Annotated in this window: 15 protein-coding genes and 1 pseudogene; 12 read left to right on the top strand and 4 right to left on the bottom strand. The window is 35.1% G+C overall.

What is annotated here, in order from left to right; translation table 11 throughout:
- The first annotated feature begins 17 nt into the window (after positions 1–17).
- Positions 18–2861, top strand: coding sequence for a TonB-dependent receptor (locus M666_RS19830; RefSeq protein WP_052206676.1), 2844 nt, complete (start codon positions 18–20; stop codon positions 2859–2861).
- On the opposite strand, the gene M666_RS20145 is transcribed toward M666_RS19830, so the two are convergent.
- From M666_RS20145 to M666_RS20135, 3 genes are all read right to left on the bottom strand, one after another.
- Complete coding sequence (locus M666_RS20145; RefSeq protein WP_052206675.1) at positions 2752–3492, bottom strand: c-type cytochrome; 741 nt, start codon at positions 3490–3492, stop codon at positions 2752–2754. The two genes, M666_RS19830 and M666_RS20145, sit on opposite strands and share 110 nt — an antisense overlap.
- 14 nt (positions 3493–3506) lie before the next feature.
- Positions 3507–3692, bottom strand: a complete 186-nt coding sequence (locus tag M666_RS20140; RefSeq protein ID WP_052206674.1) for a hypothetical protein — start codon at positions 3690–3692, stop codon at positions 3507–3509.
- A 167-nt stretch (positions 3693–3859) separates the two neighbouring features.
- Positions 3860–4147 carry a DUF7133 domain-containing protein gene (locus M666_RS20135; protein ID WP_052206673.1) on the bottom strand — a complete coding sequence of 96 codons (288 nt, stop codon included), beginning with the start codon at positions 4145–4147 and terminating at the stop codon, positions 3860–3862.
- 259 nt (positions 4148–4406) lie between these two features.
- Here M666_RS20135 and M666_RS20930 point away from each other — a divergent pair.
- From M666_RS20930 to M666_RS19790, 11 genes and pseudogenes are all read left to right on the top strand, one after another.
- A pseudogene (locus tag M666_RS20930) lies at positions 4407–4538 on the top strand (hypothetical protein); the annotation flags it as partial.
- 93 nt (positions 4539–4631) lie between these two features.
- Complete coding sequence (locus M666_RS20925; protein ID WP_394331758.1) at positions 4632–5003, top strand: ligand-binding sensor domain-containing protein; 372 nt, start codon at positions 4632–4634, stop codon at positions 5001–5003.
- Positions 5004–5180: 177 nt separating this feature from the next.
- On the top strand, positions 5181–5312 hold the full coding sequence (locus M666_RS20920; RefSeq protein ID WP_226989939.1) for a hypothetical protein: 132 nt from the start codon (positions 5181–5183) through the stop codon (positions 5310–5312).
- Between the two features lie 14 nt (positions 5313–5326).
- Positions 5327–5800, top strand: coding sequence for a two-component regulator propeller domain-containing protein (locus M666_RS20770; RefSeq protein ID WP_039326139.1), 474 nt, complete (start codon positions 5327–5329; stop codon positions 5798–5800).
- A 2-nt stretch (positions 5801–5802) separates the two neighbouring features.
- Complete coding sequence (locus M666_RS20765; RefSeq protein WP_039326136.1) at positions 5803–6123, top strand: hypothetical protein; 321 nt, start codon at positions 5803–5805, stop codon at positions 6121–6123.
- Between the two features lie 29 nt (positions 6124–6152).
- Complete coding sequence (locus M666_RS20760) at positions 6153–6317, top strand: hypothetical protein (RefSeq protein WP_226989938.1); 165 nt, start codon at positions 6153–6155, stop codon at positions 6315–6317.
- A gap of 83 nt (positions 6318–6400) precedes the next feature.
- Entirely contained in the window at positions 6401–7237 is an 837-nt protein-coding gene (locus M666_RS20750) for a triple tyrosine motif-containing protein (RefSeq protein WP_039326133.1), read from the top strand.
- The gene (locus M666_RS20745; protein WP_039326129.1) at positions 7194–7880 is read left to right on the top strand and encodes a sensor histidine kinase; all 687 of its coding nucleotides are present in this window, start codon (positions 7194–7196) and stop codon (positions 7878–7880) included. Before M666_RS20750 ends, M666_RS20745 begins: the two co-directional genes overlap by 44 nt.
- Positions 7865–8359: a response regulator gene (locus tag M666_RS20740; RefSeq protein WP_226989937.1), complete on the top strand. Its 495-nt coding sequence runs from the start codon at positions 7865–7867 to the stop codon at positions 8357–8359. Before M666_RS20745 ends, M666_RS20740 begins: the two co-directional genes overlap by 16 nt.
- 57 nt (positions 8360–8416) lie before the next feature.
- Positions 8417–8788 (top strand): helix-turn-helix domain-containing protein, encoded by a 372-nt coding sequence (locus tag M666_RS20735; protein WP_039326123.1) that lies wholly within the window; start codon positions 8417–8419, stop codon positions 8786–8788.
- Positions 8789–8816: 28 nt separating this feature from the next.
- Positions 8817–11636 (top strand): TonB-dependent receptor, encoded by a 2820-nt coding sequence (locus M666_RS19790; protein ID WP_029445487.1) that lies wholly within the window; start codon positions 8817–8819, stop codon positions 11634–11636.
- Between the two features lie 84 nt (positions 11637–11720).
- On the opposite strand, the gene M666_RS19785 is transcribed toward M666_RS19790, so the two are convergent.
- Positions 11721–13964 (bottom strand): DUF7133 domain-containing protein, encoded by a 2244-nt coding sequence (locus tag M666_RS19785; RefSeq protein ID WP_029445488.1) that lies wholly within the window; start codon positions 13962–13964, stop codon positions 11721–11723.
- Positions 13965–14250: the final 286 nt, after the last annotated feature.

Here is a 14250-nt window from a genome sequence, read left to right as displayed (position 1 = left end):
AAATTTTTAAATTAATTATGAATAAAATCAAATCGATTTCACTCTTTCTTGTGGGGATGCTTAGCGTTTTTTGTGCGTACGCCCAAGAGGCTTCTTATAGTGGAACAGTAACTGATGTACACGGAGAACCTATAGAAGGTGCCACACTACATTTCAATGCATCATCAATTTATGGGATTACAAATACTGAAGGAGCTTTTGAAATTCAAAATATCCCATTAGGAACGTATAAAATTTCAATTGCACATTTAGGTTATAAAAAACTCGATTTTGAAGCTGAAATTACAGAAAATAAAGAGGATACAAATCTTATTCTTGAAGGCGATTATCTAAGCTTACAGGCCGTGGTGGTTACAGGTAGTTTTACATCTCTTGAAGCAAAGAATACGGCAACATCAGTAAGTACGCTAGAGCATAAAAGCTTAAAACAAATTTACCCTCAAGGTACCGCAAGTCTTTTACAAAATATTACAGGAACTTTTACCGATGCCTCTGCAGGCGAGGTTTTTACAAAAGTGTATACCCGAGGCATATCTGCAGCTGCGGAAGATGATTTAGGTTGGTATTATGTGTCTTTACAAGAAGATGGTCTACCTGTTAGTTTAGTACAACATTCTTATTATAGCCCAGATCTTTTTCATCGGGTAGATTTAATGACCCAAAGAGTAGAAGCGATACGTGGTGGTAGTGCATCTATTACCGCGATGAATGCACCCGGAGGTATTTATAATTTTATTTCACCAGGCATTAGAAATGAGTTAGGAGGAGAAGTACAAGTATTAAGTGCCTTGCAACATAGTGGTAATACCTTATTTAAGGTTGATGGCGTTATTGGAGGACCTCTAGGGAGTAATTGGTTTTTTAATGCCGGCGGCCATTACCGCAAGGATGAAGGGGCTCGAGATGTTGATTTTACATTTAGCAGAGGAGGGCAATTTAAATTTAATGTGATTAAAAAGTTTGATAAGGGGTACTTGAAATTACATGGAAAATTATTAGATGATTATACGAATAGGTGGACAGGTGTTGCCGCTACAAATTGGGACAATCCAGAAGCTGCATTTGCTCAGGATTTTAATTCCACTTCTTTGTTAATGCCAGAGTTTACGGCAGCTATTCCAGATAGTAGAAACCTCCAAGAAGGGGCAACAAATAGTTTTAATCCCGCACAAGGAGTTCATGCAAAAGATCTAGCCTTTGGAGCAGATTTTTTCCAAGATTTAGGCAATAATTGGTCGCTGCAAAACTTAATTAAATATTCTAATAAGAATGCCAATTGGCAAACGTCTATTAGTAACGCCTTTGTTTCACTAGATAATCCTTTAGCTTATTTTATCAGTGGGGCATCTTTTCCGATAGGAGAAGTGGTGTTTCGGGATACCCAATCAGGTTCAGAGATTGCACGCGTAAATAATGCAGGAATCCTTGCAGGAGAGCCGGCGGAATATATAGGGAATGGTACCTTGCCCAATGACGCGATCATGGGAACATCGGCTTGGTACAAAGAGAATAAAGCTAGTGAATGGATGAATGAATTTTCTCTTCATAAAAAAATAGCGGGGCATAATTTTACAGGAGGATTGGCTTTAGGTTTTTCAGATACGTCATTATTTACGCAAGGCAGCTTTGGGTATGTTACGTATGAGCCCAATCCTAAAATGCTTCAAGTATCCTTAGAAAATCCCAATGAGCCTACCATCTTATTGTCAGATGAAAACGGAATTAGTAATTATGGAGGGTTATTTTTTGTGAATGCAGAAGCTCAAGTGAGCCAAATAGCCGCTTTTATGAATGATCGATGGGAAATTACAGATCGTATAGATGTAGATTTAGGCTTGCGGTATGAAGACATACGGCATAAAGGGAGTAAAGACCGTTATGCTCCGTTCTCACAGGATGGAGGCTTAGATGGCGATGCAACAACGGCTTATGATAATGGTATTTTGGCACCAACAGGTGATAAAGATGTCTTTGATTTTAACTATAACTACCTATCCTTTTCAGGGGGGCTAAATTTTAAAATTAATAAAGAGGCTTCTTTGTTTACTAGGCTTTCAAAAGGAAATAAAGCTCCAGAGTTAAATTACTATTTTAATAATTTTGCGAATGTTCCCATCAATCAAAAAGGAGAAGTTCAAAAAATTACTCAGGCTGAGCTTGGAATTAAATATAGCCTTTCAGACTTTTCATTGACGAGTACTGTTTTTTGGAGCCAGTTAAATAATATAGGAAATGCAAATTTTGAATTTGATGGGGATACGAATAGTATTTTTTACACCCCCATTTTATTCAATACGTCCAGAACTTTAGGTTTAGAATGGGAAGCAGTATATACGCCTTTTCGTAATTTTAAATTTCTTTTTAATGGAGTCCTTCAAAATCCAAAAGCCACAGAATGGTTGGTTTATGATGCAGCAGGATCAGTAGCCGTAGCGGACGATACTACAATAGATTACTCTGGCAATACGCTACCATTTAATCCTAAAGTAATGTTTAATGTATTAGGAGCGTATGAATTAGATAAACTATCGGTACATTACAAATGGCAATTTATGGGAGAACGTCAAGGCAATGTCGCAAATGCATTTACGTTGGCAGATTATAGTATTTCTGATGCGGGTATTGGCTATCAGTTTACAAAGCATATTTCTGCAAATTTACTGGTAGTGAATATGTTTAATTCAGACGGATTAGCTAATTTTTTTGGAGCTAATAGTTTTGGTGCCAATGCCAATGGAGCAACCTCAGAATTTATTCAAAATAACCCTGATGAAAGTTTTGTGGTGGTTCCGGTATTACCAAGAAGTACCTCTTTTGAGAGTAAACTACACCTTCTAAATAACGAAAAAAATAAAATGTAAAAAGCCTGGAAATTTTAAATTTCCAGGCTTTTTTTAGTTTAAGATTAGTAGAAATGTATACTATTTTTTTCTCCTTTTCTAAAGCTTCTAGCTCTTCTAGAGTCCAATAATCTTCTCTGTCTTTAGATTCTTTTCTAGCATTACCCACAATGCGTTTATGCACACCATCTACATTATTTAAAGCTCTCACATAGCTAAGTACATCTGCAATCCATTGATCATCATTACTTTTTAAGGCCATCATTATACCGTATTCTTGGCCTTCAATAGGACCAATTAATCCGTTTAATAAAATTTTACTTAGCGTACCTTTGTCCCCAACAACACGAGCACTGCCAATTAGAGAGGGAGCTATAAGAGCACCATCTTCAGTAGGAACGCCAGCCAAATCAGGACCATGGCACGTAATACATAGTTGCTTATAAGAATCATAACCTCTAAGAATGCTTTGTTTTTCACCGAGAGGTCTATTGGAAATACGCGCTTTTAATTGTGCAAGTTTAGAATCATCTTTCTTTAAGCTTTCTTTTACGGAGTGTGACACTATTTCATTATCAGCATAAGCATCTTGGATACTTTTTAATAATTCAGTAGCTTTTTTTAGCTTTACTGTATCGTAGAGAAAGAGCAACTTGGTTTACCACATCAATATCTTGATCCTTGCTTAAAGTTTCTAATGCCGGCGAAAATATCAGTATCATCTTTTTTCAAGAAAGTTTCACTCAAGCGAATAGCCGTTAATCGTACACGAGGATCTTCATCTGTGAATTTTGCCTTTATAAGACCTTTGTCTACCACTCCTAAACCTTCTAAAGTCCAAAGTGCATGCACGCGGGCAATTCCTAGATCTTTATCGGTATCAAATAGGCTAGTCCAAATAGAAGAATTATCTAAAGCGATTTCCTTTAATTCTGGAATTACCGTTTGATCATCTTTTAATATAATTAATTTCTGGGCCGTATTTCTGTACCAACCATTAGGATGCCCTAAATATTCTACTAATTCTGATGCTTTTTACCTAATAATTCTGGCTTTTTGTCAGGAGTAATATCTTCATGTACAATTCTGTAAATTCTTCCTTTACCAATATTTTTATCTAAACCTTTTCGTTCAATAACGGGACGAATCACACTTCCTTTTCTAGTCCAATTACTTTCTTGAATAATACCTCTATACATATCTACTACATATAAAGCGCCATCGGGACCTGTTTTGGCCTGAGTAGGCCTAAAGTTTAAATCTGTAGAAGCCATAAATTCTGCTTCATCGTAGGCATTATACAGCACTTTTTTACCGTTTTCTACACGTACTTTAGCGCGTCTTATTAACCTTCCTACGGTTCAGGAATAAATAAATCACCATAGGTTGAAGGAGGTAATTTATGACCTCTAAATATTTCTTGTCCCGCAACTCCTGTAAAATGGTTTAAGGTACCATCTTCTCGCAATCTTTTTGGTCCGCCTTGTACGTCTGGCGTACCTACAATAGGCCAAGGTTCAATAAAACCTTCCGATAGTCTGCCTTCAGGATTAAGTAAACTTCACTCTAGAACCAGATGATTTAGCTATATTAGATAAAAACATGAACTTCAAGGTAGAACCTGGCGCTTTTGAAATAAACATAGGAGCTTCTTCTGTAGATATTAGATTGAAAGAAGAATTTGAAATTATAAATTAGTAGTTTTATGTTTTTAGGAAAGTAGCTTTCTTAGTTGATTTTAATATCGATTTTTAAAAATTATTGTAACGTAATGTAAATGAATATAAAAGTATATTCACACTTATTTGCTGCTGTATCTTTCAATTTTCTATAGGTCAATTCAATAACTTAAAGTTTGAGAATTTAGATACTGTAGATGGTCTTTCTAGTAGTACTTGCTTAGAATTATACCAAGATACGGAAGGTTTTTTATGGTTTGGAACTATAGACGGACTTAATAAATACAACGGGTATGAGTTTGAAATATACAGATCAATTTTAAATGATACTACTTCCATAAGTAACAGTAGAATTAATGCGATCCAAGAAGATAAGAACGGTAATCTGTGGATAGGCACCAACAATGGATTAAATCTTTTTAATAAAAAACGGAATAATTTTACACGAATTAATCTTTACAAAACAAGTTTCTTTAACCAATAACCCTCGTAAAATTATTAATGATTTACTTTTGATGAGGAAAACAATACACTTTGGGTTGCCACCAATACCGGAGTAATTAAAATTTTATTAGGAGCGCATACCAATGATACTGAAGCCTTAAAATTTTCATACTACATACATGATCAATCCAATTTACATTCTATTGATAACAACAATGTGTATGTACTTACGAAAGATAAAAATAATACCATTTGGGTAGGAACAAGTGGTCAACACCTTAATAGGTATAATCCTGAGCGTGAAATTTTGAACGTGTTTTTATCTCTAACAACCAGCCCTACGAGCTAAATCATATTCATAAATTGGTTTTCATTGATCATGATGATGATTTTTGGATAGGAAATGATTTGTCCAATCTTATTGTATGGAATAAAAAAGAGAATAATTTTAGGCATTTGTCTCTCGTAGACGAGCATATAGCGGTAAGAGATTTTTATCAAGATAAAGAAGGTTTGTTTTGGATATCTACAGACGGGCATGGGATATTTTTATATGATAAAAAGGAAGGTAAAATAAAGAAGCATATTGAAAATAATCTCTCCAATTCTTTCTCTTTAGCGAATGATAAGCCTTCTAAAATTATTGAAGATTCTAATGGGGTTTTCTGGATAGGAAGTTATGATAGAGGAGTTAGTAAATTAGATCCGTCATTGTATTCTTTTGGGCACTACTACTATCAACCAGATAATCCAAAAGGGTTGAGCGAAAAAATTGTACAGTCTGTTTTGCAAGATTCTAAAGGCAGAATATGGTTGTCTACCTATGAAGGGGACTAAACTTGTTTGATGAAAAAAATAATTCGTTTGAACATTTTGGTCATGACCCTAAAGACAACAATACAATAAGTTCCAATAAAATATTATATACGTTTGAAACTCATGATGGTAGTATTTGGATTTGTACTTTAGACGGGTTAAATAAGTTTAATCCAGATACTAATACTGTAGAACGGTTTTATCATGATGAAGAAAATCCTTATTCTATTGGGCAAAACTCGGTATGGACGGGGGTAGAAGATTCAAAAAATAGATTGTGGTTAGGGCTAAGAACAGAAGGTTTAAGTTTGTTTGACCCTAATACAGAAAAGTTTCACAACTAAAAAACACTTCAAATCTAGAAAATAACTTATTGAGTAATTTTGTTTTTTGTCTCTATATCGATTCAAAAAACAGACTTTTGGTAGGGACCTCCTTAGGGCTTAATTATCTTGAATTAGATGATTTAAAAGATTTTACTCCAGAAGATATTACCTTTTCAGAAGTGAAAGAAAGGGTATTGAGGCCAATAATATAAATTATATCACAGAAGATCATCTTGGTAACATTTGGATAGGTACCGATAGTGGCATCTATAAGTTAGATGAGAACTTAACACTAATGAAGTCGTTTTCTTCTCAAAACGGACTCCCAAATAACTTTGTGGTGGGTATCAAAGAAGATGATAACCATAACTTTTGGATTACAACTAAAAGCGGACTTTCAACCCTCAACATAAAAACAAATAAGTTTAAAAATTTCAATATTCATGATGGTCTTCAAGGTACAGAATACCAAAGTAAGTCTATAGAAAAAACGTCAGATGGGCGTATTATTATTGGTGGTTTAAACGGATTTAATATTTTTAATCCTAAAGATATTGCGGTAAAAACACCACTAGTTTTGGCGCCAAAAATAACAGCACTCAAGTTATATAATAAAAATATTGTTGTAGGCGATACCATAAATAACAGGGTGTTATTAAAACAGTCTATTGAAGAAATAGAAAGTCTTTCTTTACGACATAATGAAAACTACATCTCGTTTGAGTTTTTAGCACTCTACTTAGAAAATCCAGAGCAGGTTCAGTACATGTATAAAATGAATGGGCTAGATAAGGACTTTGTAAATGTAGGGAACAGGAGAGAAGTGAATTACTCTAACCTCGTACCAGGAGAATATGAGTTTGAAGTTATGGCTTCAATTGATGGTCAATGGGAGGCCGCAAAATCTACTAAATTCAAGTTTAAAATTACTTCTCCACCATGGAGTACTTGGTGGGCGTATTTAATTTATGGTATTATTGGGGCTTTAATTATTTGGGTAATTATGCGGTATTATACGCAAAAGGTCCAAGAAGCTCAGGAACATGAGTTAGATCAATTAAAGCTAGAGTTCTTTGTAAATGTGTCTCATGAATTTAGAACACCGCCTTACTTTAATCTTAAATCCTGTTGATAAAATACTGTCTAGTTTCAATACAGATCCTGATGTTATAAAAGAATCTGCAATTTCTATTCAACGTAGTGCCAGAAGACTATTGCATTTAGTAAATCAACTTTTAGATTATCGAAAAATGGATGTAGGAATGGCACCTTTACAATTAGAAAATGGAGATGCGGTGAAATTCTGCGGTGATATTTTCGCTTTGTTTAAGGGCTTAGCAGCAAAGAAAAGTATTGAATATCAATTTATAACAGAATCAAAGCATATTACTTCCTTATTTGATTTTGATAAGCTAGAAAAAATCATCACGAATCTAATTTCTAATGCTATAAAATTCACCGATTACGGAGGTGAAATATCTGTTTTTATTAATGAGGTGAAAGTAGATAAAGCCAATACCAACCTGTTGTTATTCAAAAAAAATGAGGGTGAAAATTATCTAGAGATCATTGTAAAAGATACAGGCGTTGGGCTGAATAAAGAACAGTTGAAAAAATATCTTTTCACGTTTTACAATGTTGATGTTACCAAAACAGGAACAGGAATAGGTTTAAACTTTACCAAAGCCTTAGTAGAGCTTCATGGAGGTGAAATTTTTGTAGAAAGCGAATATCTTAAGGAAGTAAGTTCGTGGTGCGTTTGCCTTTGGATATAGAAGCAGAGCCCGAGGTGGTGAAGAATGTAAAAAATGAGTTTTTAATCAATTCAATGAACTCCGTAGATTATGAAATGTCTATCGCGAACACTCAGGATACAGAACCACCTGTAGTACAGGATGGAAGTACAGTTAAGTTACCTATCTTACTTTTGGTAGAAGATAATAAAGAGCTTAGAGTCCATTTGAAAAACGACCTTATTGCTAATTATGAGGTAAAAGAAGCTGTAAATGGTGAGGAAGGTTTAAAAATGGTAAAGAAATATTACCCAGATATTATTATTAGTGATGTAATGATGCCAAAAATGGATGGGTTTGAAATGTGTAAAGCCTTAAAGCGTGAATTTGAAACCTGCCATATTCCTATAATTCTTCTTACGGCTAGAACCTTAGAAGATGATAGAATTGCGGGTATGATAGTGGTGCCGATGGTATATAGCCAAACCTTTTGTAACTGCAGTATTAAAAGCAAGGATTAAAAATTTATTAGAAACCAAAAAAAAGACTGCGAAAAAAGATTTGCAGAAATAGGAGGCGTGTTTCCATCAAGTGAGGTTACTACTAATAATATTGACGAAATATTTTTAGATAAAGCCACAAAGATTATTGTAAATAATATTAGTGATGTAGACTTTAAACAAGAAGACTTATTAAAGGAAATGGGTATTGGAAGGTCTCAGTTATATCGGAAAATAAATTCTTTAACAGGGAACAATCCTAGTTATTTTATTAGAACGATACGTCTACGCTATGCTTCAGATCTTTTGGTTCAGAATAAATATTCCATAAAAGAAGTTACGCACCTCTCAGGGTTTAATTCTACTGCTTATTTCAGTAAAACCTTCCGTGAGTTATTCAACGTCACACCCTCGGAATATATAGAGCAGCATAAAAAAGAAACCGAATAACCAACTAGCTTAAATTTTTAAATTAATTATGAATAAAATCAAATCGATTTCACTCTTTCTTGTGGGGATGCTTAGCGTTTTTTGTGCGTACGCCCAAGAGGCTTCTTATAGTGGAACAGTAACTGATGTACACGGAGAACCTATAGAAGGTGCCACACTACATTTCAATGCATCATCAATTTATGGGATTACAAATACTGAAGGAGCTTTTGAAATTCAAAATATCCCATTAGGAACGTATAAAATTTCAATTGCACATTTAGGTTATAAAAAACTCGATTTTGAAGCTGAAATTACAGAAAATAAAGAGGATACAAATCTTATTCTTGAAGGCGATTATCTAAGCTTACAGGCCGTGGTGGTTACAGGTAGTTTTACATCTCTTGAAGCAAAGAATACGGCAACATCAGTAAGTACGCTAGAGCATAAAAGCTTAAAACAAATTTACCCTCAAGGTACCGCAAGTCTTTTACAAAATATTACAGGAACTTTTACCGATGCCTCTGCAGGCGAGGTTTTTACAAAAGTGTATACCCGAGGCATATCTGCAGCTGCGGAAGATGATTTAGGTTGGTATTATGTGTCTTTACAAGAAGATGGTCTACCTGTTAGTTTAGTACAACATTCTTATTATAGCCCAGATCTTTTTCATCGGGTAGATTTAATGACCCAAAGAGTAGAAGCGATACGTGGTGGTAGTGCATCTATTACCGCGATGAATGCACCCGGAGGTATTTATAATTTTATTTCACCAGGCATTAGAAATGAGTTAGGAGGAGAAGTACAAGTATTAAGTGCCTTGCAACATAGTGGTAATACCTTATTTAAGGTTGATGGCGTTATTGGAGGACCTCTAGGGAGTAATTGGTTTTTTAATGCCGGCGGCCATTACCGCAAGGATGAAGGGGCTCGAGATGTTGATTTTACATTTAGCAGAGGAGGGCAATTTAAATTTAATGTGATTAAAAAGTTTGATAAGGGGTACTTGAAATTACATGGAAAATTATTAGATGATTATACGAATAGGTGGACAGGTGTTGCCGCTACAAATTGGGACAATCCAGAAGCTGCATTTGCTCAGGATTTTAATTCCACTTCTTTGTTAATGCCAGAGTTTACGGCAGCTATTCCAGATAGTAGAAACCTCCAAGAAGGGGCAACAAATAGTTTTAATCCCGCACAAGGAGTTCATGCAAAAGATCTAGCCTTTGGAGCAGATTTTTTCCAAGATTTAGGCAATAATTGGTCGCTGCAAAACTTAATTAAATATTCTAATAAGAATGCCAATTGGCAAACGTCTATTAGTAACGCCTTTGTTTCACTAGATAATCCTTTAGCTTATTTTATCAGTGGGGCATCTTTTCCGATAGGAGAAGTGGTGTTTCGGGATACCCAATCAGGTTCAGAGATTGCACGCGTAAATAATGCAGGAATCCTTGCAGGAGAGCCGGCGGAATATATAGGGAATGGTACCTTGCCCAATGACGCGATCATGGGAACATCGGCTTGGTACAAAGAGAATAAAGCTAGTGAATGGATGAATGAATTTTCTCTTCATAAAAAAATAGCGGGGCATAATTTTACAGGAGGATTGGCTTTAGGTTTTTCAGATACGTCATTATTTACGCAAGGCAGCTTTGGGTATGTTACGTATGAGCCCAATCCTAAAATGCTTCAAGTATCCTTAGAAAATCCCAATGAGCCTACCATCTTATTGTCAGATGAAAACGGAATTAGTAATTATGGAGGGTTATTTTTTGTGAATGCAGAAGCTCAAGTGAGCCAAATAGCCGCTTTTATGAATGATCGATGGGAAATTACAGATCGTATAGATGTAGATTTAGGCTTGCGGTATGAAGACATACGGCATAAAGGGAGTAAAGACCGTTATGCTCCGTTCTCACAGGATGGAGGCTTAGATGGCGATGCAACAACGGCTTATGATAATGGTATTTTGGCACCAACAGGTGATAAAGATGTCTTTGATTTTAACTATAACTACCTATCCTTTTCAGGGGGGCTAAATTTTAAAATTAATAAAGAGGCTTCTTTGTTTACTAGGCTTTCAAAAGGAAATAAAGCTCCAGAGTTAAATTACTATTTTAATAATTTTGCGAATGTTCCCATCAATCAAAAAGGAGAAGTTCAAAAAATTACTCAGGCTGAGCTTGGAATTAAATATAGCCTTTCAGACTTTTCATTGACGAGTACTGTTTTTTGGAGCCAGTTAAATAATATAGGAAATGCAAATTTTGAATTTGATGGGGATACGAATAGTATTTTTTACACCCCCATTTTATTCAATACGTCCAGAACTTTAGGTTTAGAATGGGAAGCAGTATATACGCCTTTTCGTAATTTTAAATTTCTTTTTAATGGAGTCCTTCAAAATCCAAAAGCCACAGAATGGTTGGTTTATGATGCAGCAGGATCAGTAGCCGTAGCGGACGATACTACAATAGATTACTCTGGCAATACGCTACCATTTAATCCTAAAGTAATGTTTAATGTATTAGGAGCGTATGAATTAGATAAACTATCGGTACATTACAAATGGCAATTTATGGGAGAACGTCAAGGCAATGTCGCAAATGCATTTACGTTGGCAGATTATAGTATTTCTGATGCGGGTATTGGCTATCAGTTTACAAAGCATATTTCTGCAAATTTACTGGTAGTGAATATGTTTAATTCAGACGGATTAGCTAATTTTTTTGGAGCTAATAGTTTTGGTGCCAATGCCAATGGAGCAACCTCAGAATTTATTCAAAATAACCCTGATGAAAGTTTTGTGGTGGTTCCGGTATTACCAAGAAGTACCTCTTTGAGAGTAAACTACACCTTCTAAATAACGAAAAAAAATAAAATGTAAAAAGCCTGGAAATTTTAAATTTCCAGGCTTTTTTTAGTTTAAGATTAGTAGAAATGTATACTATTTTTTCTCCTTTTCTAAAGCTTCTAGCTCTTCTAGAGTCCAATAATCTTCTCTGTCTTTAGATTCTTTTCTAGCATTACCCACAATGCGTTTATGCACACCATCTACATTATTTAAAGCTCTCACATAGCTAAGTACATCTGCAATCCATTGATCATCATTACTTTTTAAGGCCATCATTATACCGTATTCTTGGCCTTCAATAGGACCAATTAATCCGTTTAATAAAATTTTACTTAGCGTACCTTTGTCCCCAACAACACGAGCACTGCCAATTAGAGAGGGAGCTATAAGAGCACCATCTTCAGTAGGAACGCCAGCCAAATCAGGACCATGGCACGTAATACATAGTTGCTTATAAGAATCATAACCTCTAAGAATGCTTTGTTTTTCACCGAGAGGTCTATTGGAAATACGCGCTTTTAATTGTGCAAGTTTAGAATCATCTTTCTTTAAGCTTTCTTTTACGGAGTGTGACACTATTTCATTATCAGCATAAGCATCTTGGATACTTTTTAATAATTCAGTAGCTTTTTTAGCTTTACTGTATCGTAGAGAAAGAGCAACTTGGTTTACCACATCAATATCTTGATCCTTGCTTAAAGTTTCTAATGCCGCGAAAATATCAGTATCATCTTTTTTCAAGAAAGTTTCACTCAAGCGAATAGCCGTTAATCGTACACGAGGATCTTCATCTGTGAATTTTGCCTTTATAAGACCTTTGTCTACCACTCCTAAACCTTCTAAAGTCCAAAGTGCATGCACGCGGGCAATTCCTAGATCTTTATCGGTATCAAATAGGCTAGTCCAAATAGAAGAATTATCTAAAGCGATTTCCTTTAATTCTGGAATTACCGTTTGATCATCTTTTAATATAATTAATTTCTGGGCCGTATTTCTGTACCAACCATTAGGATGCCCTAAATATTCTACTAATTCTGATGCTTTTTTACCTAATAATTCTGGCTTTTTGTCAGGAGTAATATCTTCATGTACAATTCTGTAAATTCTTCCTTTACCAATATTTTTATCTAAACCTTTTCGTTCAATAACGGGACGAATCACACTTCCTTTTCTAGTCCAATTACTTTCTTGAATAATACCTCTATACATATCTACTACATATAAAGCGCCATCGGGACCTGTTTTGGCCTGAGTAGGCCTAAAGTTTAAATCTGTAGAAGCCATAAATTCTGCTTCATCGTAGGCATTATACAGCACTTTTTTACCGTTTTCTACACGTACTTTAGCGCGTCTTATTAACCTTCCTACGGGTTCAGGAATAAATAAATCACCATAGGTTGAAGGAGGTAATTTATGACCTCTAAATATTTCTTGTCCCGCAACTCCTGTAAAATGGTTTAAGGTACCATCTTCTCGCAATCTTTTTGGTCCGCCTTGTACGTCTGGCGTACCTACAATAGGCCAAGGTTCAATAAAACCTTCCGATAGTCTGCCTTCAGGATTGTAATCGCCATAAGCGGCAGGTTGCTGAAAGCCGTACGCGGGATTTTCACTCCCAGCCGAAGAATAGTACATGTTACCCATATCATCTTGCGATAGGCCCCATTGTCCACTCGGCATATTCTCTAAAGAATCTACCACGACCTTTCCTTTTTTAAATTTAAAACGTACAGGATTATAGGTAGTGTAGACCCAATTATCTAAATTCCATAGTAAACCACTCTGTTGGTGCTCTAAATTACCACCACGGCGATTTTCGTTATAGTATACACGTTCTTTTTTGTCTGCAACTCCATCGCCATCCGTATCTTTATAACTCCATAAATCATACGAATAGGTTTCATTAACAATCAATTCGTCTTCTAGAGGTAAAATCATTCTAGGCAGCATGAGGCTATCAATAAAGACCGTGCTTTTGTCCATTTTGCCATCACCATCTGTATCTGTTAGTAGTTTTATTTTGCTTATAGATCTATTGGTTCCGGTACCATCAAGATCTTGCATATAGGTATTCATTTCGGCTACATACATCCGGCCGTTTCCGTCCCAAGCAATAGTGATAGGTTCATCTACCATCGGTTCGCTAGCAACCAGTTCTACTTTGTATCCTTTGGGTACATAAAATGTTTTCATACTCTCTTCTGGAGAGAGAAATTGAGAAGAAGCTTCTTTTATTATTTCTGGTTTTTCATAAATTTCATCTACATATTCTTTCTGTTTACAGCTAAAAATAGTGGTTACGAGTAGACCTAAAAAAAGACATTGGTTTAATTTCATTTTTAAAAAATTCTAGTTCAATAATGGGTTTGTTAATCGGGTAATTAAGGTATTAATTAAAAGTTACAGCGGCGAAAATTTAAAGCGCTATGACTATGAATTATTGGTAGTTTACTATTACTTATGGTTTTTTTTAACCGATTTATTCATTTTACCATAAAAATAACCCTATGTAATGTTTAAAACATGAAAAGGGGGTATGGATAGGTAAACTGATTAAAACTAAAAAGCGGTTATAAGTTTGATACTTATAACCGCTTTTGAAACTAACTAATTAACTCAAAAA

The organism is Cellulophaga baltica 18 (assembly GCF_000468615.2).
GTDB lineage: Bacteria > Bacteroidota > Bacteroidia > Flavobacteriales > Flavobacteriaceae > Cellulophaga > Cellulophaga baltica.
This window is presented reverse-complemented; position numbering and strand designations above follow the sequence as displayed.

Bases quoted from the DNA above. Each gene is read 5' to 3' on its own strand.
- M666_RS19830 (WP_052206676.1), top strand. From the start codon at position 18: ATGAATAAAATCAAATCGATTTCACTCTTTCTTGTGGGGATGCTTAGC.
- M666_RS20750 (WP_039326133.1), top strand. From the start codon at position 6,401: ATGAAGTCGTTTTCTTCTCAAAACGGACTCCCAAATAACTTTGTGGTG.
- M666_RS20745 (WP_039326129.1), top strand. From the start codon at position 7,194: ATGAATTTAGAACACCGCCTTACTTTAATCTTAAATCCTGTTGATAAA.
- M666_RS19790 (WP_029445487.1), top strand. From the start codon at position 8,817: ATGAATAAAATCAAATCGATTTCACTCTTTCTTGTGGGGATGCTTAGC.
- M666_RS19785 (WP_029445488.1), bottom strand. From the start codon at position 13,964: ATGAAATTAAACCAATGTCTTTTTTTAGGTCTACTCGTAACCACTATT.